The 25,016-nt window shown below is 69.8% G+C and carries 17 protein-coding genes, 1 tRNA gene and 3 pseudogenes; 10 read left to right on the forward strand and 11 right to left on the reverse strand.

The window, feature by feature from the left end; genetic code table 11:
- Nucleotides 1-90 precede the first annotated feature (90 nt).
- Nucleotides 91-1,386 carry a DUF2254 domain-containing protein gene (locus AC3IYI_RS33650; protein WP_489407216.1) on the forward strand — a complete coding sequence of 432 codons (1,296 nt, stop codon included), beginning with the start codon at nt 91-93 and terminating at the stop codon, nt 1,384-1,386.
- 199 nt (nt 1,387-1,585) lie between these two features.
- Nucleotides 1,586-3,649 carry a SpoIIE family protein phosphatase gene (locus AC3IYI_RS33655; protein ID WP_489407217.1) on the forward strand — a complete coding sequence of 688 codons (2,064 nt, stop codon included), beginning with the start codon at nt 1,586-1,588 and terminating at the stop codon, nt 3,647-3,649.
- Between the two features lie 156 nt (nt 3,650-3,805).
- Here the strand turns inward: AC3IYI_RS33655 and AC3IYI_RS33660 are convergent, their stop codons facing one another.
- A complete protein-coding gene (locus tag AC3IYI_RS33660) occupies nt 3,806-4,951 on the reverse strand; it encodes an ABC transporter substrate-binding protein (protein ID WP_489407218.1) in 1,146 nt (381 codons plus the stop codon).
- A gap of 122 nt (nt 4,952-5,073) precedes the next feature.
- Nucleotides 5,074-7,740, reverse strand: coding sequence for a SpoIIE family protein phosphatase (locus AC3IYI_RS33665; protein WP_489407219.1), 2,667 nt, complete (start codon nt 7,738-7,740; stop codon nt 5,074-5,076).
- Nucleotides 7,741-8,469: 729 nt separating this feature from the next.
- On the opposite strand from AC3IYI_RS33665, the gene AC3IYI_RS33670 reads away from it, so the two are divergent.
- A complete protein-coding gene (locus tag AC3IYI_RS33670; protein WP_489407220.1) occupies nt 8,470-8,859 on the forward strand; it encodes a hypothetical protein in 390 nt (129 codons plus the stop codon).
- Between the two features lie 925 nt (nt 8,860-9,784).
- On the opposite strand, the gene AC3IYI_RS33675 is transcribed toward AC3IYI_RS33670, so the two are convergent.
- Together AC3IYI_RS33675 and AC3IYI_RS33680 are read right to left on the reverse strand one after the other, a co-directional pair.
- Nucleotides 9,785-11,062 (reverse strand): NHL repeat-containing protein, encoded by a 1,278-nt coding sequence (locus AC3IYI_RS33675; RefSeq protein ID WP_489407221.1) that lies wholly within the window; start codon nt 11,060-11,062, stop codon nt 9,785-9,787.
- Nucleotides 11,059-12,015: a hypothetical protein gene (locus AC3IYI_RS33680; RefSeq protein ID WP_489407222.1), complete on the reverse strand. Its 957-nt coding sequence runs from the start codon at nt 12,013-12,015 to the stop codon at nt 11,059-11,061. Before AC3IYI_RS33680 ends, AC3IYI_RS33675 begins: the two co-directional genes overlap by 4 nt.
- Nucleotides 12,016-12,386: 371 nt before the next feature.
- Between AC3IYI_RS33680 and AC3IYI_RS33685 the strand changes: the two genes are divergently transcribed.
- Both AC3IYI_RS33685 and AC3IYI_RS33690 read left to right on the forward strand, forming a co-directional pair.
- Nucleotides 12,387-13,418 (forward strand): glycosyltransferase family protein, encoded by a 1,032-nt coding sequence (locus AC3IYI_RS33685; protein ID WP_489407223.1) that lies wholly within the window; start codon nt 12,387-12,389, stop codon nt 13,416-13,418.
- Nucleotides 13,415-14,173, forward strand: a complete 759-nt coding sequence (locus AC3IYI_RS33690; RefSeq protein ID WP_489407224.1) for an SDR family NAD(P)-dependent oxidoreductase — start codon at nt 13,415-13,417, stop codon at nt 14,171-14,173. Before AC3IYI_RS33685 ends, AC3IYI_RS33690 begins: the two co-directional genes overlap by 4 nt.
- A 75-nt stretch (nt 14,174-14,248) precedes the next feature.
- Here AC3IYI_RS33690 and AC3IYI_RS33695 read toward each other — a convergent pair.
- Together AC3IYI_RS33695 and AC3IYI_RS33700 are read right to left on the reverse strand one after the other, a co-directional pair.
- Nucleotides 14,249-14,455: pseudogene (locus AC3IYI_RS33695) on the reverse strand (cyclohexanone monooxygenase); the annotation flags it as partial.
- Nucleotides 14,456-14,762: 307 nt separating this feature from the next.
- Complete coding sequence (locus AC3IYI_RS33700; protein ID WP_489407225.1) at nt 14,763-16,319, reverse strand: carboxylesterase/lipase family protein; 1,557 nt, start codon at nt 16,317-16,319, stop codon at nt 14,763-14,765.
- Nucleotides 16,320-16,444: 125 nt separating this feature from the next.
- On the opposite strand from AC3IYI_RS33700, the pseudogene AC3IYI_RS33705 reads away from it, so the two are divergent.
- Nucleotides 16,445-16,701 (forward strand): annotated as a pseudogene (locus AC3IYI_RS33705) (transposase); the annotation flags it as partial.
- 41 nt (nt 16,702-16,742) lie between these two features.
- Here the strand turns inward: AC3IYI_RS33705 and AC3IYI_RS33710 are convergent.
- The 3 genes and pseudogenes from AC3IYI_RS33710 to AC3IYI_RS33720 form a co-directional block, all read right to left on the reverse strand.
- Nucleotides 16,743-17,183, reverse strand: a pseudogene (locus AC3IYI_RS33710) (tyrosine-type recombinase/integrase); the annotation flags it as partial.
- 46 nt (nt 17,184-17,229) lie between these two features.
- Nucleotides 17,230-17,589 (reverse strand): hypothetical protein, encoded by a 360-nt coding sequence (locus AC3IYI_RS33715; protein ID WP_489407226.1) that lies wholly within the window; start codon nt 17,587-17,589, stop codon nt 17,230-17,232.
- Nucleotides 17,590-17,685: 96 nt separating this feature from the next.
- Complete coding sequence (locus AC3IYI_RS33720; protein ID WP_489407227.1) at nt 17,686-19,476, reverse strand: virginiamycin B lyase family protein; 1,791 nt, start codon at nt 19,474-19,476, stop codon at nt 17,686-17,688.
- Between the two features lie 852 nt (nt 19,477-20,328).
- Between AC3IYI_RS33720 and AC3IYI_RS33725 the strand changes: the two genes are divergently transcribed.
- From AC3IYI_RS33725 to AC3IYI_RS33735, 3 genes are all read left to right on the forward strand, one after another.
- Complete coding sequence (locus AC3IYI_RS33725) at nt 20,329-21,495, forward strand: oxygenase MpaB family protein (RefSeq protein WP_489407228.1); 1,167 nt, start codon at nt 20,329-20,331, stop codon at nt 21,493-21,495.
- 55 nt (nt 21,496-21,550) lie between these two features.
- Nucleotides 21,551-22,372 carry a hypothetical protein gene (locus AC3IYI_RS33730; protein ID WP_489407229.1) on the forward strand — a complete coding sequence of 274 codons (822 nt, stop codon included), beginning with the start codon at nt 21,551-21,553 and terminating at the stop codon, nt 22,370-22,372.
- 229 nt (nt 22,373-22,601) lie between these two features.
- Nucleotides 22,602-22,675: transfer RNA gene (locus AC3IYI_RS33735), tRNA-Met, on the forward strand.
- Nucleotides 22,676-22,824: 149 nt separating this feature from the next.
- On the opposite strand, the gene AC3IYI_RS33740 is transcribed toward AC3IYI_RS33735, so the two are convergent.
- The gene (locus AC3IYI_RS33740; RefSeq protein ID WP_489407230.1) at nt 22,825-23,970 is read right to left on the reverse strand and encodes a site-2 protease family protein; all 1,146 of its coding nucleotides are present in this window, start codon (nt 23,968-23,970) and stop codon (nt 22,825-22,827) included.
- A gap of 203 nt (nt 23,971-24,173) precedes the next feature.
- Entirely contained in the window at nt 24,174-24,467 is a 294-nt protein-coding gene (locus AC3IYI_RS33745; RefSeq protein ID WP_489407231.1) for a nucleoside-triphosphatase, read from the reverse strand.
- On the opposite strand from AC3IYI_RS33745, the gene AC3IYI_RS33750 reads away from it, so the two are divergent.
- On the forward strand, nt 24,466-24,918 hold the full coding sequence (locus tag AC3IYI_RS33750) for a YbhB/YbcL family Raf kinase inhibitor-like protein (protein ID WP_489407232.1): 453 nt from the start codon (nt 24,466-24,468) through the stop codon (nt 24,916-24,918). The two genes, AC3IYI_RS33745 and AC3IYI_RS33750, sit on opposite strands and share 2 nt — an antisense overlap.
- Nucleotides 24,919-25,016 lie beyond the last annotated feature (98 nt).

The raw sequence follows: 25,016 nt of genomic DNA on the forward strand, positions 1-25,016 counted from the left end.
AACGCACGAACTGGATGTTCAGGCCGCATCGCACCGCCGAATCCGGAGGCTGCCCGTGCTGTCGAACCTTGCGCCGCACGCGAGCCGGCGATGATGTCCTGGGCGGCGCGCTTCCGGCTGCGGCAGTACGCCAAGGCAAGCCTGTGGATCGTCCCCCTGATCGGACTCCTGCTGGGGGCGGTGCTCGCCGAGTGGGTTGCCGGTGTGCACAGGGCGGGCTGGCTGCCGGACGACTGGCAGTACTCCGCGACGACTGCGAGCACTGTGCTCAGCTCGGTCGTCGGATCCATGGTCGCGCTGCTGGGGTTCGTCGTGACGATCGGGGTACTCGTCGTCCAGCAGGCCACGGGAACGCTGTCCCCGCGCTACATGCGCCTGTGGTACCGCGACCGGCTGCAGAAGGCCGTCCTGGCCACGTTCACCGGAACGTTCGCGTACGCCTTTTCCCTGTTGCGCAAAATCGAGTCGGACACCGTCCCCGACCTGGGGGTGACCCTGTCCGGCGTGGCCGTCTCCGTCAGCCTCATGCTTCTGCTGATCTACCTCAACCGGTTCACCCACAACCTCCGGCCCGTGGCCATCGCGGACCTGGTGGGGCGCTTGGGCGAGAAGGTGCTCATCCGTGCGACGGAACGCATCCACCGCTCCTCGGCACGCGACGAGGCTTCCCTGCCGCCTGCCGGTCCGGTGACCCACATCCGGTCCGAACGGGGCGGAGTCATCCAGGCGTTCGACGCGGCGGGGCTGATCGCCACCGCCGTCCGCCACGACTGCGTCCTCGTCCTGGCCCACCAGGTCGGCGACTTCGTACCGCCCGGCACCACCCTCGTCGAGGCCCACGGCTCCGAGCGGGCGCCCGACCCACGGCGGGTGACCGGGCTCGTCGCCCTCGGAACCGAGCGCACCATCGAGCAGGATCCCGCCTTCGCCCTGCGCATCCTCGTCGACATAGCCATCCGTGCCCTCTCTCCCGCCGTGAACGACCCCACGACCGCCGTGCAGGTGCTCAACCACATCGACACGTTCCTGCACGTGGTCGGCCGGGCCCGGCTCCGCGGCCGGTACGTGCTCGCCGACGGCGAGGGCCGGCCCCGGCTGGTGGTGCCGGGCCGCGGCTGGGAGGATTACCTGCTGCTCGGCGTCACCGAAATCCGTGAGTACGGGGCCACGTCCCTCCAGGTGTGCAGGCGGCTCCGCGCGCTGCTGGACGACCTGCTCGAAACCCAGCCGGCCGAGCGTCTGCCGGCGGTACGCGCGGAGCTTGCTCTCCTCGAGGAATCCGTCCGGCGGGCTTTCACCGACCCCGCCCGCCGCGCCAGCGCGCAGACGGCCGACCGGCAGGGTATCGGCGGTGGGCGGCGGCCCCGGAGCGAGCCCTCCCGATGAGCCGCTCACTCCTTCGGAAGCGCACCGCTCGCGTCGCGTCGCCGACCACGCCCGATGCCCCCGCCGCGACGTGCCTCGTCGTGGACGAAGCTGCGTAGCGGCCCGGCCGGCCCGTTCGTCCGAACAAAACCGCTCCGCGCCGCGGAATGCCCGTGGTTTCCGGATAATGGATGGAACGGCGAGTGGAAGGGGATATCTCGTGCCATCGGCTCGGCCGGGGGGCGAGAAGGCTCACGGCCCGTTCTGGTCCGAGCCGGGCACCCTGCTGGAGCATGTGCCCGTGGCCGTCTTCGGCATCGATGACCGCGACCACGTCTGTTACTGGGGGCCTGGCGCGACGGACCTCTTCGGGTACGACTCGACAGCCGTCCTGTCGAAGCCCGGCGCCGTTCTCTTCGCCGACGGGCCCCCTGGCGACTCCGATGCGTGCGCCCGGCTGACGGAGCGAGGCCGGACCCTGGGGTACTGGAGGGGCCGGCTGACGGCACGGCATCGTGACGGCACGGTCTTCGACTGCGGCTTCCGGGTCTTTTCCGTGACCGGAGCCGGAGGACCCTCGGTGGTGATGATCCTCGCGAGCCGCAGCGACGAGCTCGATCGGGTCAAGACCAACCTCGCCTTCCTCGACGCCCTCTTCGAGACCTGCCCCATCGGTCTGGTCATGCTCGACCCGGACCTCCGGTACGTCCACCTCAATCAGGCGCTCGCCGACATGGACGGCCTTCCGATCGACGCGCACCTCGGGCTGCACATGGACGAAATCATGATCATGTCCGACGGCGGCGAGTACCAGCGCATGCTCCGCGCGGTCGCCCTGGGCGGAGCGCCGGTCGTGGGGGCGCTGGTGGGTATGCGTCCGCGGGGGCATCCGGACCGTGACCAGGTGCGTTCGGTGAGCTTCTTTGCCCTGAGTCAGGCGGTCGGCTCGCGCCCCGGAGTGGGTGGGCTGATGGTGGATGTGACGGACCGGGAACAGGCCATCCTGGAAGCCACCGCCAGCCGTCGGCGGCTGGCTCTGCTGGACGGGGCCTCCACTCGTATCGGGACCACCCTGGACGTGAACGTCACCGCCCAGGAGCTGGTCGACGCGTCAATGCCGGATTTCTGCGACGGCGCCGTGGTCGAAGTCGTGGAGTGGATGGACGAGGCAGAGGACTTTGAGCCGGCGCGGCCGCTGTTCACCCGCAGGATCGCCTCCGGGACGATCCTGCCCCCTCCGGCCACCGAGCTCGTGAGCGGGGTGGAGACGGTGCGGTATCCGCCCGGCTCCGTCATCCACGACATGCTGCGGACCGGTCGCGCCATCTCCGCCGTGGTCAACGAGGAGTTCCTGGCCAGGACCGTCCTCATCGAGTCACGCGCACGGCTCTTCGCCGAGAGCGGGTTGGCCTGCGTCCTCGTCGCCCCGCTCATCGCCAGGGGCACGGTCCAGGGAATCGCCATGTTCGGCCGGTCCGAGGGCCGGCCGGCCTTCACCCGGGACGACGTCAGCCTGGCCAGTGAGCTCTCCTCACGTGCTGCGATCTGCTTGGACAACGCCCGTCTGTACAGCCGCGTCCAGGACATCGCCCTCACCCTGCAGCGGGCGTTGTTGCCCAGCGCGTTGGCGACCAGCCCGTACGTGGAAGTGGCCCACCGGTACGTACCCGGCAGTCGGATCACCGAGGTCGGCGGCGACTGGTACGACGTGATCAATCTGCCGGACGGCCGGGTCGTTCTCGTGGTGGGCGACGTGATGGGGCACGGGGTGTCGGCCGCCGCCGCCATGGGCCGCCTTCGTATCACCACCAAGGCTCTGGCCAGGCACGACAGCGAGCCTGACGGTCTGCTCGCCGAGCTCGACGAGTGCGCCCAGGAGGCCGGCATCCAGCTTGCGACGTGCCTCTACATCGTCTACGACCCGAAGACCGGACGCGCCCGCATCGCCAGCGCCGGCCACCCCCCGCCACTGGTCCTCCGGCCGGACGGCACGGTGGAGGCCATCGACGAAGTTCTGGGAGTCCCGCTCGGCGTCGGAGGCGTCCCGTTCCGTACGACCGAGATCGAACTCCCCCGGAACGCGACCCTTGCCCTGTATACCGACGGCCTCATCGAGGCACGCGGCCGTGACATCGGGGCCGGCCTGGAAGCATTGCGCGCCGAACTGGGCAGAGCCCCGGCAGCGTTGGAAGCAATGGCGGACCGTATTCTCGCGAGCCTGCTGCCCACCCCGCCGGCCGACGACACGGTTCTCGTCCTCGCCCGCGTCCGCCGCGCCCCTTGAGAGCGTCGTCATTGAGCCGATGAGTCGTCATGGCCATGCCCGGTTTCATCCGATCGGCGCAGGTCCGAGCCGCGGAGCAGCTCCACCAGGCCGGTATGGGGGCAGGTTCCAGCCAGGAGGGGCGGGCGCACGCCCGGCCAGGAGCGCCCCCAGTCCTCAGCCCGAGACGGCCTCGGCCCAGCCGCGGTTGACGGTCTCTCTCGCCTTCTCCCTCTGCGCCTCCGTCGGAAACGTCGGAGCGCCCTCGACCGTCGGCAGTTTCTCCGCGGCGGCCTTGTCGAGGGTGCCGTCCTTCTCCATGGCGTCCATGAGGACGGGGCGTGCATAGGCGCCGAGCCGGACGTTCTGGCCCTCCGGGCTGAAGACGTACTCCTGCCACAGACGTGCCGCCGCGGGGTGCGGGGCGTCTTTGTTCACCCCGTTCGCGTAATACTGGGCGAAGCTGCCGTCGAAGGGGATGGCGGTCCGCCAGTCGACGTCCGCGCCCTTCTTGCGGAATTCGTCGGCGTATCCGAGGTTGAGGAAGTCCCAGTCGATGCTGATCGGGGTCTGGCCCTTCGCGATCGTGTCCGGTGAGGATTCGACCGGGTTGAAGTTGCCGTTCTCGCTGAGCTCGGCGAAGAAGTCGATACCGGGCTGGATGTTGTCGAAGGAACCCCCGTTCGCCAAGGCCGCCGCGTACACGCCGGCGAAGGCGGAGCCGGACTTGGTGGGATCGCCGTTGAGCGCTACCTGGCCTTTGTACTCGGGCTTGCGCAGATCGGCGAAGGTCGAGGGGCAGGTCTTCACACGCTTGGCGTCGCAGCCGATCGAGATGTAGCCGCCGTAGTTGTTGAACCAGCGGGCCTGCGGGTCCTTCTGTTCCTCGGGGATCTCGTCGTACGGGGCGACCTTGTACGGAGCGAGCAGGCCCTGCCGGGCCGCGGACTGCGCGAACGAGCCCCCCACGTCGATCACGTCGGGGGCGCGGCCTCCGCCCCTGTGCTCCTTCAGGGCGTTGATCTCGTCCTGGCTGGTACCTTCCGGGTTCTCCACCGTGACCTTGATCCCGTACTTCTTCTCGAAGCCGTCGATCAGTGCGCCGTAGTTGGCCCAGTCCCTCGGGAGCGCGATCGTGTTGAGCACGCCCTCCTTCTTCGCCTCTGCCGTCAGTGCGGCCATGCCGCCGGCGTCCGGGGCGGAGGTGGCCACCGAGGGTGCTCTGGGCGCGGCGGCGGGCTTGTCCGCGCAGGCGCCGAGGGGCGCCGCCGCGAGGGTCAGGCAGATGGCGAGAGAGGCTGTCCGGACACGGGGTGCGGGCACAAAGGCTCCATAACGGGCGGTCGCGTACTGATCGAGGCCAGCGTACGTTCGGCGGCCTCGGCAGCGCAGTCCCGGACCGTGGTGTCCGCCGTCTTCCCTGCGGCTGCCGTACCGGCGCGTTCTCAGAACCCCTCGTCGTCCCACCCGGCCAAGAGCGCCTCCCCGAGATCCATTGCGGGCAGTGCAGCCCCGTCGTGGAGAGCCTGCTCGCTCCAGATGATCTTGCCGCGGGCGGTGTAGCGGGTGCCCCAGCGCTCGGCGAACTGCGCGACGAGGAACAGGCCGCGGCCGCCCTCGTCGGTGTCCGCGGCCCGGCGCATGTGCGGGGAGGTGCTGGACCCGTCGGAGACCTCGCAGACCAGGCTGCGGTCGTACAGCAGCCTCACCCGGATGGGCTCGGTGCCGTAGCGGATGGCGTTGGTCATCAGCTCGCTGAGGATGAGTTCCGTGGTGAAGGCGATGTCCTCCAGGCCCCAGTCCGCCAGTCGGCGGGAGCAGGCGTTGCGCACCGGGGACACCGCCGCAGGTTCGGGGGACACGTCCCACTCGGCGATCCGCGAGGGGTCCAGTCGGCGGGTGCGTGCCACCAGCAGCGCGACGTCGTCGCTGGGCCTGGTGGGCAGCATCGCGTCGATCACCGCGGTGCAGGTTTCCTCCGGGGTACGGGCGGGCCCGGCCAGGGCGGCGCGCAGCGCTGCCAGGCCCGCGTCCGGATCGCGGTCGCGGCTCTCGATCAGCCCGTCCGTGAAGAGTGCCAGCCGGGAGCCTTCGGGCAGGGTGACCGTCATGGTCTCCATGGGCAGGCCCGCGCCCAGGCCCAGTGGCGGGGAGACCGGCACCTCGGGGAAGGACACGGTTCCGTCGGGGCGGACCAGAGCGGGGCCCGGATGCCCGGCGGTGGCGGCAGCCACCTGCCCCGATACGGGATCGTAGATGGCGCACAGGCAGGTGGCTCCGGTGATCCCCTGCCACTCCTGCTCGTCGGTGTCGATGTGCGTGACCAGCTCGTCCAGGTGGCTCAGGAGCTCGTCCGGGGGCAGGTCGAGGGTGGAGAAGTTGTACACGGCGGTGCGCAGGCGGCCCATGGTGGCGGCGGCGTGCAGACCGTGGCCGACGACGTCGCCGACCACCAGGGCCACCCGGGTGCCGGGCAGCGGGATGACATCGAACCAGTCACCGCCCACCCCCGCCTGGGCGGCCAGATAGCGGTGAGCGACCTCGACGGCGGACTGCTCCGGTACACCCCGGGGCAACAGGCTGCGCTGCAGGGTGACGGCCATGTTGTGCTCGCGGGTGTAGCGGCGGGCATTGTCGACGGACAGTGCCGCCCGGGCGGTCAGCTCCTCGGCGAAGGACACGTCCTCCTCGTCGAACGGTGGGGAGTCCTGCCCCCGCCAGTAGCCGGCCATCCCCAGCACCACGCCCCGGGCCCGCAGGGGCACGACGATCAGGGAGTGGAGGCCGCGGTCCAGGATCTGCAGGGCGTTGGCCTGGTTCTGGGCCCGCCAGTGATGGGTGGCGGGCAGGTCCGCCTCCAGGACCGCATGGCCGCCGGCCAGCCCGGCGGCCATGGGACCGGTGGGAGCGAACCGGATCAGCTCGCCGACGGGGGAGAGCGGGTGGTCGCCCTGAAGGCCGACGACGGCGGTGCGGCGCATCTCGGTGTTCGCTTCGGGCGGCTCCTCGCCGCGCAGCACCGGGTCCAGCAGGTCGACCGTGACCACGTCGGCGAACCGAGGGACCGCCACCTCCGCCAGTTCCTCCGCGGTGCGCTCCACGTTCAGCGTCGTTCCGACCTGCACCCCCGCGTCGTAGAGCAGCTTCAGCCGCTCGCGGGCCACCTCGGCCCTGCCGGTGAGGGCCCGCAGCTCGGTGGTGTCCCGCAGCGTGACGACGGTCCCGGCCTGCCCGTAGGGGGCGGTGGGCCGGATGTTCACCGCCAGCAGCCGATCGGCTGCCATGTGCAGCTCGTCGGTCGCGGAAAGGCCCGATGCGATCGGCTCGGCGATCCCCTCCTCCAGGCCCAGCCCGGTGACGGGGAGTCCTTCCGCGTCCGCCGGCAGGTTCAGCAGCCGCCGCGCCTCGTCGTTGGCCAGCAGCAGCCGTCCACCGCCGCCGACGATCAGTACGCCCTCTCGCACCGCGTGCAGCACCGCGTCGTGGTGCTCGTACATCCTCGTCATCTCGGCGGGTCCCAGGCCGTGGGTCCGGCGCAGCAGCCGACGGCTCACCAGAGCCGTCCCGCCCGCGGACAGGGCGAGCACCGCGGCTGCGCTGCCGAGGACGACCGGCAGCTGCCGGTTCACCATGCTCTGGACGTTCTGGACCGTGACCGGGGAGGAGACGATGGCGATGACGCGGCCGGTGGCGTCCTTGACGGGGACCACCGAGACCACGGACTGCCCCAGGGACCCCTCGAACGTCTCGGTGAAGGATGTGCCGGCCGCCGCCTTGGAGAAGGGGCCGACGACGTGCTTCCCGATCTGTCGCGGGTCACTGTGGGTGAGGGTGCGCCCATCGAGCGTGTACACGTTGATGCCGTCGACCCCGGCGATCTCCCGGGCCGCCTCGGCGCTCGGCTGTAGCACCGCGCTCGGATGGGGGCTGCGCAGGGCCGCGATGATGCCCGGAGATTCGGCGAACGTTCCGGCGGCGGCGAGCGTACGGTGCCGGGCGTCCAGCATGGCGTCGCTCCGGGCCTGCACCACGAGCGCCACCACCGCGGCGGCGACGAGAAGCACCACGACGGCCAGTTGCAGGAGGAACACTTCGCCGGCCACGCTGCGCACGCTCAGCAGGGAGGACAGGCCTTGCGGCCGCCGCGCCCTTCCCTTGGGGGGCTGGGCGTGCTCCTGCTGCTCCTGGTGGTGTCCTGAGCGGGGACGCCGAGGGAGAGAGGAAGAGCTCGTGGTCGAGCCGAGCAGCCGACGCCGGAAATATCCAAGGAGGTCGCTCACTACTCCAGTTTCCAACCTCTATGGGCCGTCGGCAGCGGGGAGCGACGGTCGCCGAGCAGTAGCGATCCGGGCCGCCGTCAAGCCGGTGTGGATCCCACGCCCACGTGCCGTGCGGGAAGGCATGCTGGTTCAGCGAAATGAGGGGTGGACGAGCTCAACCACGTGCCGGCCGCAGTCGGCCCCCTCGCACGCACCGCTCCAGTTGCTCACGCCGAGTCGACACCGGCGTTGCGGCGGCGGCCCGGGTTGGCCAGTGGGCATTATGTGCGGTGCGTTGTGCGCGTTACGGGCGGCCGCCTGGCAGGTCGGGGAGACAGTCACCAGTGAGTTCCCCCGAGGCGGCGGGACGAAGGGATGCAAGCGGCGATGACCGAAGCAGGGCAGCACCCTACTGCTGACGGTGATCAGTGCACCTCCATTCCGCATGCTGGAGAGTGGGTGCTGTGTTGACGGTGGGGCCGTGGACGAGAGCTCTTCTTGTTACGGTCGTTCGTCCCCGAGGAGCTCTCAAAATGGCAGCGGATCGGCGAACAGGGGTGGAACGGCACCGAGGCTGCCGCGGTGCTGCGGGACGTTGTGATGCCGGAGTGGTACCAGGGACTGCCTTGGCGGGCGCCGGGCGAGCCAGTGATGTGGCGGGCGGACGAGCTGGAGCTGATCACCGCCGCGCCAGTCGGGAAGGGTGCCCTGATGCTCGAAGACCCGGGCCTCCCAGGAGCCTGGTGGGCGGCGTTGAACACGTCCCTCGATGCCCTCGCAGCCCAGCAGACGCCCCGGGTTGCGACCCCGGACACCGAGCTGATCAATCAGGAGCTGGTCACCGCGAAGCTGGGCGCCGTCTTTCCGGAGCTCTTCGACACCACGGTCGAGCGCTGGGTGCCTGCACATGCGGATCTGACATGGGCAAACGTGATGGGCCCGGAGTTCTGCATCATCGACTGGGAGGACTGAGCCGCTTTCCCCCGGGTGGCCGTCTGTGACGGCGGGCGGGCCCGAGGGTCAGGTGGTGCCCCTTGGGGACCAGTTGGGGACCAGCGCCCACGTCGATGGGCGCACAGCATGTACGGATGTGCACGCTGTGCGCCCTTAGATCCTGTCGTCCCGACCATGCTTTACGCAGGTCGGGGGCCGTTCTCTCACACACGAGAGGACGGCCTTTTCCATGCCCGGAATGCTGGTGGTCGCAGCGTGGTCGCACGCCCGCTTCGGGGCTGGTTCGCCATGGTGCTGAACGCGGGTGGGGCGGGGGAGCGGAGCCGGTCGAGCATGCCCCGAGGTCGGAGTGGCTGGCCGTCGGGTCTGCAGAACACGAGTCCGGAGAACGGATCGCCTGGATCGTTGCGGGAGAGGGGCCTTGCCCGGGACCGGTGTTGGAGCGCGGTGGCGACGCGGGGTGAGATGGCGACCCAGTTCTTACTGGTGCGGGTCTTCGGGACGGCGAAGGTCCACGTCCCGTGGTCACCGTCAGCGAACAGGTGTGGGCAGTGCGCTCCGAGTTGGTGACGCAATGTGTCGCGGCAGCCACATCTCCGGTAGATGCGGCCGCGGTCTCCGGTGGTACGCATGGGGATCGCCTCCGGGAGGCGGAGGGAAAGTCGACACCTCCAGTCTCGTGCGACCACCTGCGACCACCACGACCCATGCGCCCCCTGTGACCTGCTCTTTCCCCTTGTCTTTGCGCCAAGGGCAACGCGTTTGACCCAGCTCCGCGGGACGCCCAGCAGATTCTTCGTCTGCTCCTGGTACACCGCTCGTACCCCCGTTGACCAGGAAAACGTCTGCCCATGGCCGGGGTGGCAGCGGGTGGTCCGCAACTGGTCCGGATCTCGGTCTGCCCAGGGGCAGCATCGTCTTGAGCCGTAGTGGGCGCTGAGCGTCAGGTTGGGGAGTCACCGGCCTGGGTCGTGAATTCGCGTTTACGAGGAGAGACCAGTGTGCTGTGGTGGAAGCCGAGGCGCGGGTCGTGCCGCCAGGAGAGGCCGGCGACGTACTGCCGCAGTTCCGGCATGTGCACCCGCTGTCGGACCGTGTTGGCGGGGTAGTCGTAGACGGTGATGGTGTTCAGCCCGCGGTTGGCGGTGAACAGCAGGGTCTGGTCGGCGGAGAGCTGGCAGGCGTAGACCGAATCGAGCAGGGTTCCGCGCGAGACCCGCAGGGCGGAGAGGAAGTGCCTGCTGCTCGCGGTCGGTGAGCCGCGGGTGAAGGCGTCGGTCACCTGATGGAGTGATTGGCGGGCGGCGAGCAGTTGCTCGGGCAGGCCGGGGCGCTCGTCGATGATCCGGTGGGTGGCGAAGTCGTCCAGGTCGATCATGACGATTGTGCCGCTGCCGCCGTTGCAGTAGATCAGTTCGCGGTCGGAGACGCAGACGTCCGAGTTGATGTGCGCCGGGGTCTCGCGGGGGGCCGTCCAATGGCGCAGGACCTGCGCGTGTTCGGCGTCGATCTCGAAGACGTACTCCTTGAGGTAGGCCATGGCCCATTCGTGCCAGTCGTGTCCTTCCTGGGGCAGGACGCGGAAGGAGAGGGCGTAGAAGCGGTCCTCGTGAGGGTGGACTGCCACATGCCAGCAGGTGGCGGGTAACTCGACGCGGCGGGCCGTGCCGGTGTGCAGGTCGAAGATGCCGACCTCGCGGGCCTCACCGCGGCCGGGGTGGTCCATGCCGCCGTAGACGAGGTATCGGCCCGACGCCGTGGTCTTCATGGCGTGGGGCAGCTTCAGGCCATGCGGGCCCAGGCGTTCGGGGCGGTCGAGCTTGTCGAGGTCGAACCGCCACAGGTGCTCGCCGATCGCTCCGACGATCTCCCGGTCGCCCAGCCAGGCGATGTGCGTGGTGCCCTTGATGGACGAGTCGGTGGTCTCGACCCGCAGGGTGGACAGGCGGTCGGCCTCGGCGAGCGTCGCCGCGTCATAGAAGAGCAGGTGCTGGCCGGTGTTCCCGAGAAACCCGAGCGCGTGGTCCGGGCTGACACTGACGGCATGACCGCCGGCGATGCCGTCGTAGTAGTCGATCTTGTACGCGTACCGGCCGGTGGCGGGGTCGTAGCGGAACACACAGACGCCCGCCCGGCCTTCGAGTCCGTTGAGACCATTGCCGTCGAGGGCGATGTGGAAGGCGTACGGATACTCGCGCTGCCGGGTGGCCGACGGGGTCAACGGGGCTGCCTTTCGGGCCTGAAGTGGCGGAAGCCGGAACTGTCGGTATACGCGGGCCGGGCCGACCGCCGCAGGGCCACGGGGGTCAACGGCTCGGCCGCCCGGGCGACGGCGTCCCAGAGCGAGGAGTCGGCACCGGGCGTCTCCTCCAACGGCACGGCGGCGCCCTGCCCGTGCGCTACCAGGGTGCTCAGGGTGGTGAGGAAGGACCTGCGGTAGGCGTCCTCCACCAGAGCGCGCCGGAGCCCGGACCACAGCACGGGGGTGATCGCCCGCCACAACGGGGGGAGGACGAACTGCTGATAGGCGCAGATGGTCACGCTGGTGCCGCCCGGGGTCCGGGCGAAGGACACCGAGCCGTCGTCCTGGAGCGCGGAGCCGTTCGCACTGTGGACCTGCCGCCAGCGCAGCAGCTGCTCGTCCGGGCCGTAATCGATGGTCTCCAGCTTGCAGACGTCGAGCACGTCGGCGCCGGACAGCGCGAGATAGACGGGCTGGGCCCGGCTGATACTGCGCTCCAGCTGCCTGATCGGCCTGCCGGCCTCATCCCGTGCCCGGACGTCCGTACGGCCGCCAAGGTAGCCGCTGGTCAGACCGATCACCTGGCTGATGTCCAGGGATGTGGTGAAGTCATCGAACTGCGTGGGCACTTCCGTCTCGCACCGGAACAGAACGGCTTCGTCCAGGTAGCGCCACCGCATCCCGTCGGCATCGGGCGGGACGGCCGCGATCAACTGGTCCAGCGGTTCCAGATGGCGGGCCACCGCCTCGAAGTCGGTCGGCCCGAACGCCAGTGCGTCGACGCCGAGCGGTGCCGGCACGGCGGTGCGGGCCGCGGCGTCATTCGGGCTGATCCGGAGGGCGGACGCCAACCCTGTTGCCAACTCCGCCGTTTGGTCGACGACCGTCAGTAACCTTCGCAGCGCCACTTCGGCCAGGGGGATGTTGGGCATGGTTCCGCCCTACCCGGCGCCACCACCTCCCATACCAGCCGCGCTCGCCGAGTCCGGCCCATGCGCCGATCGCCGAACTGTCGAGGTGAACGGTGTACCCGCCGGCTCTCGGGACCGGCGGAAGCGGCGCATGGACAGCGGTAACGCCGTCAAGAAGAACTCGGCACGCGCGTCGGCGCCGGCGGGATCCGGCCACTTCCCGGATCCTGGGCGCTACCAACCGCCTCACCTGTGAACATTCATCACGGACACGTCAAGTGCACTGCCATCCACGGCGGAGGATTCATGACCCGTACGGCGCCGTCACCCCCGGCCCTCCCCGCAGCCAGGGACCTCTGCCCCACAGTGGGGTTTCAGAAGGTGGCTGTGCGGTGACCGGACTCCGAGTGCTCCAGATACCCGAGACGTGCAGCTGGAACGACTACGTCGCACTCCAGGAGAGCCACCTCGCAGCACGAGGGGCTGTGGTGCTGCGCCCGGGGCTGTGTCGCGACGAACCAGGGTTCGCCCCCGGAGACCTCTCTCACCTGGTCGGTGCGGCGCCGGACATCGTGCACCTGCACTGGCCTGAAATGCTCGCCAGGTTGCTCGGCGACACCGAGGCGGTCGCCCTCCTGCGGAAGCTCGCCGCCAGGGGGACGCGGCTGGTGCAGACGGTGCACGACCTTGCCCCGCACGAAGAGGGGACACACGGCAATGTGGCGTTCATCGACGAGGTCGACTCGCTCACGCACGGCGCCCACTTCTTCACCAAGGAGCACGAGTTGGCCGCTCGCCGGATCCGTAGCCGGCTGCCCGGTCCGGCGCTGCACCTGCCCCACCCCCTCTACCTCCACCTCGTCCCCGGTCGAGGGGGATCTCCGTACGGCGCGACGATCGGCTGCTTCGGACGGCTGCGCCCCTACAAGCGGACCGCGGCCTTCGCGCAGGCGTTCGTTCGGCACGCCACCGGGGAGCAGCGGCTGCTGGTCGCGGGATACCCGGACGATCCGTCCACCCACCACACCCTGACCGAGATCGCGGCCGCCCACGACCGCGTCCGCTACCTTCCGGGCTTCCACCCCGGTTCTGAGTTCGGGCGGCTGCTGGAGCAGGTGGACTGGGTCGCGCTGCCCTACCAGCGGGTGTGGTCAAGCGGCGTGCTGGTGGCCGCGGCGCAGCAAGGCCGCCGGATCCTGGCACCACCGCCGGTGGGAGCGGACGCCTATGGGCCGGTGATCGAGGACTGGCAGATCGTGGAGCCGTGGGACGACGATATGGCCGTGCTGCGCTGGCAGGAGGCCTTGACCGTCCAGCCGGAAGGACAGCGGATGGTGAGCGGGCCGGGGGCGCTGACCCTGCCGCGGTGGGACGAGGCAGCGGACGCCCTCACCGACTTCTACCACCGAATCCTGGCGGCATGATGGTCCACCGCATCGTCGTAGGAGCAGCCGGCTTCATCGGCCGCCCGCTCGCCGCACACCTCGCCGCCCAGCCGGGACACCTTCTCCTCATCGACTCTGAACCGGCCGGGGCCCCCGCCGGCACGGTGCCGGGATGGCAGGCTGTCGACTGCCGCACGGAACGCTTCACCCAACTCGTCGACGATTTCCTGGACGGCGCCGAACGCGTGGAGCTCTTCCACGCGGCCGGACGGGTACCCCACCTCGCCCGGATCGCCGCCAACGACGTGGACGCCTTCCGTGCGGCGATTGAGGACAACCTGGTGACCACCTACGCGGTCCTACGTACGGTCGCCGAGGCCGCGGCGGCCCACCGCGTACCGGGCGCCCTGCTCGTCCTCGGCTCCGTCGGCGGAACCCGGGCACACCGCTACAAGGCCGGCTACGACGCGGCCAAAGCCGCCGTCGAGAGCCTCACCCGCAGCTTCGCACTGGAGTACGGCCCGCTCCACATCTCGACCCGGGCCATCGCGATCGGCCCCATCGACGCCTCCTCGACCACCTCTGCCGACGGGGCGCACCTCGACGCCCTCGTCCGGGACGTCCCACTACAGCGCTACGCCACCCTTGCCGAGGTGGTCCACGCCGTCGCGGCGCTGGCGACACCGGTCTTCGACTTCGCCAACGGCGCGACCTACCTCTTCGACGGGGGTCTCACCCAGCAACTGCGCTCCCAGGCCATCGAACGGCCCCCTGAGGACTTGGGAGTCGGCTGATATACAGGGGTCGGCCAGCGGGCGAGTACGTGGGGACAGGGCCAGGTCGGGTTTGGGCAGGACCCACTGGGCGGTGCGTTGGAAGAGGTGCACGGCTGCCGCCCGGCCGATGATGGCCGGGACGACCTGCACGGCGGAGGCGCCGCTGCCGACCACGCTCACAGGCTTCCCGGCCAGGTCGACGCTGTCGTCCCAGCGGGCGGTGTGGAGCACGGGCCCGGCGAATTCGTCGAGCCCCGGCACGTCCAACGGGCGCGGGACGTGCCACGGACCGGTGGCCATGACCAGGGCCGCGGCGCTGTAGGGCCCGTCGCTGAGATCCGGCGCTGTGTCCACGTCGTGGAGGAGTTCCCCATGGCGGTCACCGGGAAGATCCGCAGGGTCGAGATGCGCGCGATGGCTGCCCGCCTGCTGGATCTGGATCCGGTCTAGTGCTGTGACCGGAAAGGTTCACCGGGTCGCGACGCCCGGCACGGCACCTCGCCGCGTTGTCGGACCGCGGAAGTACGTCCAGTACGAGCCGCGGTCCTCCGCCTTGCGATGCACCGCACCGGACGCCGCGACCCGGCAAACCTTCCCGGCCACAGCACTAGGCGGTTTCGGTGGGGGCGAGTTCGCCCTCCCAGAGCTTGCGCTCGCTCTCCCGGGGGTCGGGGACGATCACGTCGTCCTCGCCGTTGTCCTTGCGGAAGGTCATGACCGGGCGGGTTCCCGTGTCGTACGCGGACCAGCCCGGGCGGCCGGACCGGGCGAAGGCCACCCACGCCGCGTGCATCACCGTCGCGAGGTCCTGCGGCGGGGTGGGGCCGGTCATGGGGAGGCTGTCCGGAACGGCGAGCGTGTCCCACACGAAGGGGAGCTCCAGGGCGTGACACGCGCCGAGCCGCACCTGGATGCTGTTGGGCTGCACCTGCGAGCGCCAGCCGAACTCGTAGACGTAGGTCTCGGCGCCCGAGGCGGCCCGGGCCTCGGCGACCCGGAAGGTCGGGATCCGGAACATCCGGTCGGTGAGGACGGCCGCAGCGGCCCCGGACGGCGCGTTGCGGGGGTAGGCGGAGGTGCTGTTCACCTTGTACTGGTCGTAGAAGTCGGCCGGGGCACCGTAGGCCTCGACGCGGTCCTTGAACTGCCCGGGGAGCAGCCAGTAGACCATCGGCGTCGGCACGATGAAGAGCCGGAACTCCTCGGTGTTGGTGCCCGCGAGGAGCGGGACGCCGCTGCCCGCGCCGGCCGCGATGGCGTCGATGGGGCGCCGGGTGATCAGGTCCCCGTCGATCACGGGCATCAGGGACATGCCGCAGGAGGCGATGGTCGTCGGACCGTACTTGACCGGGTCCGCGGTGGTGGTGATGGCGGCGCCGACCGCCTTCTGGGCGGCGATCAGCTCCACGATCGGGAGCCCGGCGAGGGCCTGGGCGGTGGGCGCGACGCCCGCCTCGGCGGCGATGGCCTCCAGGACGAGCGTGGCGTCCTCGAGGGTCTGGGTGATGTGCGCGGTGCCGCTCTGCGCGATGGCCTTGTGGAAGAGGCCGGTGTCGAGGGAGAGCAGGGTGAGGGCGCTCATCGCGCCTGCGGACTCGCCGAAGACGGTGACGTCGTCGGGGTTCCCGCCGAAGGCGGCGATGTTCTCCCGGACCCACTCCAGGGCGAAGATCTGGTCGCGCAGTCCTCGGTTGGCGGGCAGCGGAGCGTCGGGGATGTAGCCGAAACCATCCACGCCCAGGCGGTAGTTGAGGGTGACGCAGACGACGCCGTCACGGGCGAAGGTGGCCCCGTCGTAGGCGGTCACGGCGGAGGAGCCGGTGGTGAAGGCGCCGCCGTGGATCCACACCATGACGGGGAGCCCCGTCCCGACCGTGGCTTCCGGGGTCCAGACGTTGAGGTTGAGCCAGTCGTCGCCGGGGACCGACGGGTCCGGCATCAGGGCGCCCAACTGGCCCTCGACGGTGGGCTTGGGCGGTGTCGGGCCGAACTCGAAGGCCTCCCGCACGCCGTCCCACTCGGCGGGCGGGACCGGCGCGGCGAAGCGGTGGGCGCCGACCGGGGCCGCGGCATAGGGGATGCCGAGGAATCGGGCTACTCCGTTCTCGATCCGTCCGGCGATCGTTCCGTAGGCGGTTTCCACCTGCTGCGTCGGGAGGGACATGCGACTCCTTCGTCGGGTCCGGGGACGTGTGGAGGAGAGCCCTCCTCACGAGGCACCTGACTACCCTGTGCAATCTGTTCATATCCCAGGGTGACCGGAACTGCGCGAAGGTTGTCCCGAAAGCTCACGACTGGCTCACCACCATCCGCCTCCCGCCCTACGCGCCCGACCTGAACCCCGTCGAGGCCGTCTGGTCACTCGTGCGCAGAGCAATGACCAACACCGCCTTCGACACACCCGACGACCTCGACCGTGTCCTCCGTCGCGAGTTGCGCAGAATCCAGCTCAGACCCCACCTTGTAGAGACGGCTGCCTCACCGCCACCGGCCTCACCCAACCGACCCCGGCTTCGAGGGCGGCTTGTTGGGTGAGGTGGCTGTAGATGTTGGCGGTGGTCGAGAGGGCGGAGTGCCGCAGCGTCTTGGAGACCACGGTGAGCGGGACTCCGGCGGTGATGGTGATCGTGGCGGCCAGGTGGCGCAGGTCGTGAATGGTCACCTGCGGTACACCAGCCTCTTTGGAGAGTTGCCGGAGCCGGTCGAGGACGGTGTGGGGGTGCAGGGGTCGGCCGTCGGGTCTGCAGAAGACAAGTCCGGTGAATGGATCGTTTGGGTCGCTGTCGCGGCGGGCCCTTGACCGGGCCCAGCGCTCGAGTGCGATGGCGACGCGGGGTGAGACGGCGACCCAGTTCCGACTGGTACGGGTCTTGGGCGTGGTGATGACGAGGTGGTTGTTGTCGATCGCGGAGAGCGTGCACCGTACATAGAGGACACGCTCGGCCAGGTGGACGTCGTCCCAGTGCAGACCGAGGGCCTCGCCCTTGCGCAGGCCAGTGCCGATGAGGAACTCGAACAGGTCGGCCATCTCCGGGTCTGCCTGGAGGCAGTGCTGGAGGAAGCGGACGGCTTCGTCAGCGGTCCAGATCCGTCGCTCGGGCGACGGTGGCCGGTGAAGGGCTGGGGGACTGGCGGGGTTTGTGGGGGAGGCGGTGCTGGCGGAAGGCGTCGCCGAGAGCGCTGGAGAGGGTGGCCAGGCATCGGTAGAGGCTGGTCCGGCCGCGGCCGGCGGCGAGCTCGCTGGTGACGAAGGCTGCGATGTGACGGTGTCCGAGCTCGTCCAGCTTCAGGGTCCCGAAGGCCTGCGCGAGGTCGTTGTGGACGTAGTCCCGGTAACGCGCGCACCACCGCTGACCGCGGCCGCGTCTACCGGTGCTGATCCTGCGGGCCTCGGACCTGCTGACTCCCGAACACGGAACGAAGACCGCGACCACGATCGCACTCGGCCATCCAAATTCGTGAGGCCCTAAGAGGATCAACGCCAGTCAAGATCAGTGGGTGCTCCCGGAGCCGGGAGCACCCACTCGGTGTCAGGGGCAGCTGGGGCCAGTGCTGGGGTTGGTGCAGATGTCGGTGCCGGGGCCGCCGTTGTTGGTGTTCGTGCCCGGGCCGCCGTCGAGGTTGTCGTTGCCGTCTTCACCGAACAGAGAGTCGTCGCCGTCTCCGCCCGTCACGGTGTCGTTGCCAGGGTTGCCGTGGAGGATGTCGTTGCCCGGGCCGCCGGCGATCTGGTCGATGCCGGGGCCGCCGGTGATGTTGTCCGCGCCGGGGCCGCCGCAGATGAGGTCGTTGCCGGGGCCGGCGTTGATGGTGTCGTTGCCGTCGCGGGCCAGGATGACGTCGCGCCCGGGCGTGCCGGTGATCTGGTCGTCGCCGGGGGTGCCGGTGATCGTCGGCTGCTCGCCGAAGCACGTGGTCGCCGCGACGGTGGTGGTCTCCGATGCGAGGTCGTTGGCCGGGACGGGGTCCGAGACGGCGCCGGCCACCGCTGCCGTGTCGGTGTGGGTCCCCTCGGTCGTGGCCGTCGTGGTGATGGTGCGCGTGGCGCTGTTCCCGGCGGTGAGCGTGCCGATGTCACAGGTGACGACGTCCGGAGTGGTGCCGGCGGCGGTGCAGCCGGCGGATGCCGAGGCGAACTGGAGTCCGGCGGGCAGGGTGTCCTTGAGGACGACCCCTTCGGCGGTCTGCGGGCCGTTGTTGGTCGCGGTGAGCGTGTACGTCACGTTCTGCCCCACATCGACGGGGTCGGAGCCCGCGTCGGACTTCGTGACGCCGAGGTCGGCATCGGTCAGGTCGAGACGGCCGATGTAGTTCGCGGTCTCGGCGATCCAGATGTCGTTGTCCGGACCCGTGGTGATGCCCCAGGGGCCGCGCTCCGAGGAGGGCAGGGAGAACTCGGCGATCACGCCGGCCGTGCTGATCCGCCCGATCTTCCCGCTGTTGCGCTCGGTGAACCACAGGCTGTCGTCCGGCCCCGCGGTGATTTCCTCCGGCTGCCCCGTGGTGGTGGGGATGGGGTACTCGCTCATGGCACCGGCCGTGGTGATCCGGCCGATCTTCTCGCCGCCGAACTCGGTGAACCACAGGGCGCCGTCAGGACCGGCGGCGATCCCGGTTGGGGCGCCGCCGCCCGGAATCGGGAACTCGGTGACCGCGCCGGCGGGCGTGATCCTGCCGATCTGTCCGGCCGCCGTTTCGGTGAACCAGAGGTTGCCGTCCGACCCGGCGGCGATACCGTTCGGCTGGCTGTGCCCGGTGGGCACGGCGTACTCGGTGATGGCGCCCGCGGTGGTGATCCGGCCGATCCGGTTGCCGTTCTGCTCCGTGAACCACAGTGCGCCGTCCGGCCCGGAGATGATCCCGGTGAGCTCGCTGAAGGTTTCGGGCACCTGGTACTCGGTGATGGTGCCGCTGAGGTCGATCTTCCCGACCTTGTTGGACACAAGGCTCCGCTCGGTGAACCAGACGTTGCCGTCCGGCCCGGTGGTGATGTCGTGCGGGGCGGAGAACTGGGTGGGCACCGGGTACTCGGCGATCATGCTCCCCGTCGGGGTCATCCGCCCGATCTTGTTGCCGTTGGTCTCGGTGAACCACATGTTGCCGTCCGGCCCGGTGGTGATGCCGATCGGTGTGCTGTTTGGTGTGGGGACGGGGTACTCGAAGATGCCGACGGCCGCATGGGCCGCCGGGGCTCCGACGGCCAGGGGCAGAGCGGCAGCCATCAGGGTGCCGGCGAAGAACGCCGTAAGCCGGCGTCCCCAACGGGACTTCGGACGCGGGGGCGTCCCGTGCCCTGGCGCGCTGCAGGTGGTGGTGGGCATGAGGCGAGCACCTTTCGGTCGCGGTGGAACGCCCCCGTCCTACCAAGCCCCCATCGTTTCTGCAGATGCGGCGGCGCCCGGGGCGCGCCGGATGTCCACTCACCTTTCACCCGATCAGAGCATGGGCGGCCGAATTGGCGCTGGGGGTCAAGGGGCCGCAGGTTCAAATCCTGTCGTCCCGACCATGCTTCATGCAGGTCGGAGGCCGTTCTCTCGTATGTGAGAGGACGGCCTTTTCCATGCCCGGAGTCCTGGTGGTCGCAGTGTGGTCGCACGCCCGCTTTGGGGCTGGTTGGCGGTGGGGTGGAAGTCGGTCGGGGCGGGGGAGCGGAGCCGGTGGAGGGCTTCGCGGAGGTGCTGGATGTGGTCGCGTGGTGGTCGCAGCCGTTCCAGCCAGGCGCGTCGGCCCCGCGCCAGAGGCTGACGATGACCCATCCTCGGGCCACGGCAGTGCACGGCAGGATGGTCATTTTGGTGCGGCACCCTGGTCGGGATCTATCAGCGCTGAGCGCGTCACCGCTGGTCGTAGCCGCGGGCGCGGTACAACCGGACGAACCGGGCCGCGCCGACCGTCCTGCGGTGTACCAGGCCGAGGGCCCGCCGTTCGTACCGCTCGGCGCGCTCCTGTCCGGCATCCCGAGGGCTCTGCCGCCGCCGGGCGTACGTCCTCCTGCTGTTCGAGGCGTCAGACCGGCCTGGTCGGCGACGGTCAAGCCGAGGCGCCCGTGGCCGAGATGCCACCACCGCCGGCCGGCTGGTGATTGCAACCGGCAGTGACGGGGCAGGCAGAGCGGCGTTGTGATCAATAGCCCGGATCCGAGCCCGGGTCTGGAGAAGATGAAGGCGGTCCGCATGCGGTACACCCCGGAGGCCCTTGATGCCCTGCGCCATGAGGGTGATCCGTTCGCCGACGCGGTCATCGCCGATCTTGCGGCGTCCGGAAAGACCGCCGAGGTCAACCGGGTGCTGCTCGAGTTCAGCAGCAATGACCAGCCGATTCCGGAGAACCTGCCGCCCTCGGTCCGGGACTTCCTTACCGCCACCGACAACCCGCCCGGCTGGGCCGATGCCGCCCGGATCGCGAGCGCCTACGACTTCTTCGTCGACGACGGGGTGCACGTCGCCTCCGTGCTCTCCTACGGTGCGATGGTCAACTGCTACGCCGCACCCGTGCCCTCCCGTGTACTCGACCTCACCCACCAACTCAACCGCCCGCACCGGCGGCTGGCGGAGACCTCGCAGTTCGTGATGCACCTGATGGGACCCACACCCTTCGGTACCGGCGGCGCCTTAGTCCCCACCATCCAGAAGACCCGCCTGATCCACGCCGCCGTACGCCACCTCGTCGGCAAGTCGCCTGATTGGAACAGGGAACGCGACGGGGTCCCGGTCTGTCAGGAGGACCTCCTCTCCGCCCTGCTGATCTTCTCGGTCCAGGTACTCGACGGAATGAAGCGGCTTGGCATCTCTGTCACCGACGCGGAAGCCGAGGACTACTACTACATCTGGCGCGTAGCCGGCGCCATGCTCGGCATCCGCGAGGACATCATGCCCACCACCCTCGCCGAGGCCCGCGAGGTCAACGCCCTCGTCGTGGAACGCCACTTCGGCCCCTCACCCGAAGGCATCGCACTCACCCGCGGCCTGATCGACTTCTACGAGGAGCTCATCCCCGGCAAGGCCTTCGACGGCGTCGTCACCGCGATGATCCGCCAGGTCGTCGACAAGCGCGTCGCCGACGCCCTGCAGGTGCCCAGGGCCCGACTGTGGAGCCGGATCACGGCAGCGGGGGCGAGGCTCGTACGCGTACTGGAACGCGGCGAGGACACGAACAAGGCCGCCCGCACCGTCCTCGACCAGGCAGGGCGTCTCCTCCTCGTCGGCAGCGTCCGTACCCTCACCGACGGACAGCGCACCGAACTGCAGATCCCGACAGAACTGCGCGAGAGCTGGTCCTCACCCTCACTCCCCGCTCCACGCCCGGGATGCCCTATGTCCGCGGAGGAGCGTAGCTCGTGACCGTCCAGCTTCCATCGATCGGAGAGGCAGGGCACTCCTGATGACCGTTTCGGGCATGACCGCATTTGATGAGGTTTACCAACTTCCCGACCCGCGCGGCTATTTCACCCTGCTGTCCGAATATCGGATGCCGCAACACGCGCAGGTACCCTTCCGCCGCATCATCGAGGCTCGGCGCGCACAGCTGTCGGGCCCGGCGGAACCGTTCACCGTGTTGGACCTCTGCAGCTCGTACGGCATCAACGCGGCGCTGATCAACCATGACCTCACACTGGACGAGCTGAACGAGCACTACACCTCGGCCGAGGCGGCCAAGCTGAGCACCGACGAACTCATCGAATGGGACCGGGATTTCTATGTGGCCCGCCGCCGTCCCGACGCGGTGCGGTTCCTCGGGCTCGACAAGTCCGCGCCCGCGCTCTCGTACGCGCGGGCAGTCGGCCTGCTGGATGAGTGTTTCCCGGAGAACCTGGAGGTGGCGGAGCCCAGTGCGGGGTTGCTCCGCGCCGCGCGGACCGTCCAGCTGATCACTCTCACCGGAGGCGCCAGCTTCCTGACCCCCCGAACCTTCCACTCCCTCCTCGGCGCCGCTCAGGCGCAGGTCTGGGTGGCTTCCTTCGTGCTGCGGACCGTCTCGTATCAGGACATCGCCGCCTGCCTGGAGTCCTACGGCCTGACCATCGAAAGGGCGGAGGCCACCCATCCGCAGCGTCGCTTCACGGACCCTGCGGAGCAGCGGTACGCGATCGGCGCGGTGACTGCACTTGGCGAGGACCCTTCGGGGAAGGAGGCCGACGGATACTTCCACGCACGGCTGCACCTGTCGCGTCCAGTGGGCGAGAAGGGGGTCGGTCTCGGGGAGTTCGTCAGCGTCTGAGCCGAGGCCGCGGTCCAACTTCGCCCGTGCCATGGCCCGGAGCGCGGCCAGGGGTATGGCGGGCGGCAGGGTGCAGTCGCGCGTGGAGCCGTGCGCGGGCGGCCTGAGAGACTCCCCGTCCAGCTCGACGCCGGGGCCGCCCCCCCCGCAGCCTGTCGGCAAGCCTGCGACCGCAAGGGACCGCCATGGCCATCGCGCGCGCCGGAGTGCCGTAGGGTGGTGCTACCGACGCGGGGTGGAGCAGCTCGGTAGCTCGCTGGGCTCATAACCCAGAGGTCGCAGGTTCAAATCCTGTCCCCGCTACTGCTGGAGGCCCGGATCCCATGGATCCGGGCCTCTTCTGTATCCGGCATCACCGCAACCAAGGCATCGACATTCAGTGCACTGCGGAGTTGTGGCGCCTTGAGCGGATGCCCTCAGGGTTGCCCAGAACTCGTCGGCCGGTCCCTGGGCTACGACGGCTCGGTTGGACCCTTGGCCACGCCACCCAGAGCGTGTCGCTGCATCAGCCGGGATATGTCCTTCGCGGTGACGATCCCTACCAGATGGCCCGAGTCCACCACGAGGATGGGCATGCCGGTCCCTGGGCCGAGCCTGTCGAGAACCTCGCTCAGAAGCTCGTTCGGAGCGGCAGTCGCGCACTGCGCGAGCGCCGTCGCCACCTCTCGTACGCGTAGCGCCTCCCGGTTCGCTCCCGGGATCGAGGCCAGCTTGCGCATGTGCACGATTCCGCTGGGACGGCCTTCGAAGTCGAGCAGAGGCAGGGCGGAATGCCGTGATTTCACTGCCACCTCGTCGATGAATCGCCGGACGGTCAGCCAGTCGGGACCGGTGGCCACCGGGCTGGACATGGCATCGGCAACGCCCACACCCTGTACGGCCGTGTGGAGAACGGCGTGTTGCCGTTCCGCGCCGGCGACGACCGTGATGAAGACGCCGACGAGGACGAGCCACAGCCCGTCCGGCGCCCCGCGCAGGAAGGAAATCCATCCGACGGCCGCCAGCAGCACTCCTATGACCTGACCGCTGCGGGATGCGGCCCGCTCCGCACGCTGCCGGTCTCCGGTGCGCCACCACAGCAGCGCCTGCAGCACCCTTCCGCCGTCGAGCGGTGCAGCGGGCAGCAGGTTGAACACGCCCAGGAACAGGTTCGCCCAGCCGAGCCACACCAGGACGGCCGCGGGCACCGCCCAGCCGAGGAGCGCATCCAGCCCTATTCCGGCTCCGAGCGCTACGCCTCCGATGGCCAGGCTGGCGAGCGGCCCGCTCACCGCCACTGCGAAGGCAGCCGGTGCGGTCTGCGGTCGCCCCATCCTGGTCATCCCACCCAGTGCCCACAGCGTGACGTCCTGTACCGAGATCTTCCTCCTGCGGGCCGTCGCGGCGTGTGCCGTCTCGTGAAGCAGCAGGCTGCCCATGAGCAGCATGGCCCCTATGGCACTGGCGAAGGCGTACACGGCATCCGAACGTCCCGGAGCCAACGCGGGGAGGACCTGGCGGCCGAGACCGTACGCGAGCAGCACCGCCAGCAGCGGCACGCTCCAGTGCATCCGCAGCGGTACCCCGACAACACGTCCGACACGGACGGAGCCGTTCATCGTCGTCTCCTGCCGGCTCGGCAGCCGGTCCATCCGAGCAGGACCTGCGACCTGCGCTCCGTGAACCGACCGGCACGGCACTCACCCACAATTGTCACTCTCAAACCGCCGCATGATGCACAGGACCGTGCCGTCCGGCGGTAGGTCCTGTCTGCCGGTGACTTGCGCGCCGATGGCGTCCAGCGGGGTGACCCGCCGTGTTCTCAGAAATGAGAAGGTGGCCGTTCGGGTGTCCGGGGCCCCTGCAGCCGGGCCGCGAGCTCCTCGGGCATGCTCTCTCGGTTGGCCGGGGTGAGGTGGACGACTTCGATGTCGGCGCGCCGCTTGAGGGCGTCGGTGAACGGATCGCGGTGCGCGTGGACCGTGGCGACGATGTCGAGGTCCGCGGTGAACAGTGTGATGACGGCCGGAGGCGGGCCGGGTGAGATCGGCCGAACGGGGGATTTGGCGTGCGGACCGGTGCCGGCGCCGCCGCCTGCGGGTATGGCGGCCGGCATGAGCGGAATTGAACTCAGCAGCGCCGCGTTCGACGATAAAGCGGTGATCCCCCGCCGGTACAGCGGTGAGGGGGAGAACATCTCACCGCCCCTGACCTGGTCGGAGGTGCCCCAGGAGGCCAGCGAGCTGGTGCTCCTGTGTGAGGACCCGGATGCGCCAGGGGCGACCTTTCTGCACTGGCTGGTGACCGGCATCGATCCGGGGACGACCGGGACGGCGGAGGGTCAGAAGCCCCACGGTGGCCTGCCATGGCCCAACGGCTTCGGGCGCGTGGGCTGGGGAGGGCCGATGCCTCCACCGGGGCACGGGCCGCACCGGTACTTCTTCCGGCTGTACGCCCTGTCCGAGCCGCTGCCGCTGCACGACCGCCCGGGCGTCGAGGACGTGCACCGTGCCCTGAAGGGCAGGGAGCTGGCCTCCGGCACCCTGGTCGGGACCTATCAGCGCTGAGTGCGTCACCTCTGGTCGTAGCGGTGGGCGCCGTACAGCTGGACGAACCGGGCCGCGCCGACCGTCCTGCGGTGTACCAGGCCGTGGGCCCGGCGCTC

Source organism: Streptomyces sp. GL_148 (assembly GCF_057834205.1).

What these genes read in the sequence shown, in the direction of transcription:
- AC3IYI_RS33750 (WP_489407232.1), top strand. Translation starts at nt 24,466, where the DNA reads ATGAGCGGAATTGAACTCAGCAGCGCCGCGTTCGACGATAAAGCGGTG.
- AC3IYI_RS33730 (WP_489407229.1), top strand. Translation starts at nt 21,551, where the DNA reads ATGACCGCATTTGATGAGGTTTACCAACTTCCCGACCCGCGCGGCTAT.
- AC3IYI_RS33720 (WP_489407227.1), bottom strand. Translation starts at nt 19,476, where the DNA reads ATGCCCACCACCACCTGCAGCGCGCCAGGGCACGGGACGCCCCCGCGT.
- AC3IYI_RS33700 (WP_489407225.1), bottom strand. Translation starts at nt 16,319, where the DNA reads ATGTCCCTCCCGACGCAGCAGGTGGAAACCGCCTACGGAACGATCGCC.
- AC3IYI_RS33745 (WP_489407231.1), bottom strand. Translation starts at nt 24,467, where the DNA reads ATGCCGGCCGCCATACCCGCAGGCGGCGGCGCCGGCACCGGTCCGCAC.
- AC3IYI_RS33680 (WP_489407222.1), bottom strand. Translation starts at nt 12,015, where the DNA reads ATGCCCAACATCCCCCTGGCCGAAGTGGCGCTGCGAAGGTTACTGACG.
- AC3IYI_RS33740 (WP_489407230.1), bottom strand. Translation starts at nt 23,970, where the DNA reads ATGAACGGCTCCGTCCGTGTCGGACGTGTTGTCGGGGTACCGCTGCGG.
- AC3IYI_RS33650 (WP_489407216.1), top strand. Translation starts at nt 91, where the DNA reads ATGATGTCCTGGGCGGCGCGCTTCCGGCTGCGGCAGTACGCCAAGGCA.
- AC3IYI_RS33725 (WP_489407228.1), top strand. Translation starts at nt 20,329, where the DNA reads ATGCGGTACACCCCGGAGGCCCTTGATGCCCTGCGCCATGAGGGTGAT.
- AC3IYI_RS33690 (WP_489407224.1), top strand. Translation starts at nt 13,415, where the DNA reads ATGATGGTCCACCGCATCGTCGTAGGAGCAGCCGGCTTCATCGGCCGC.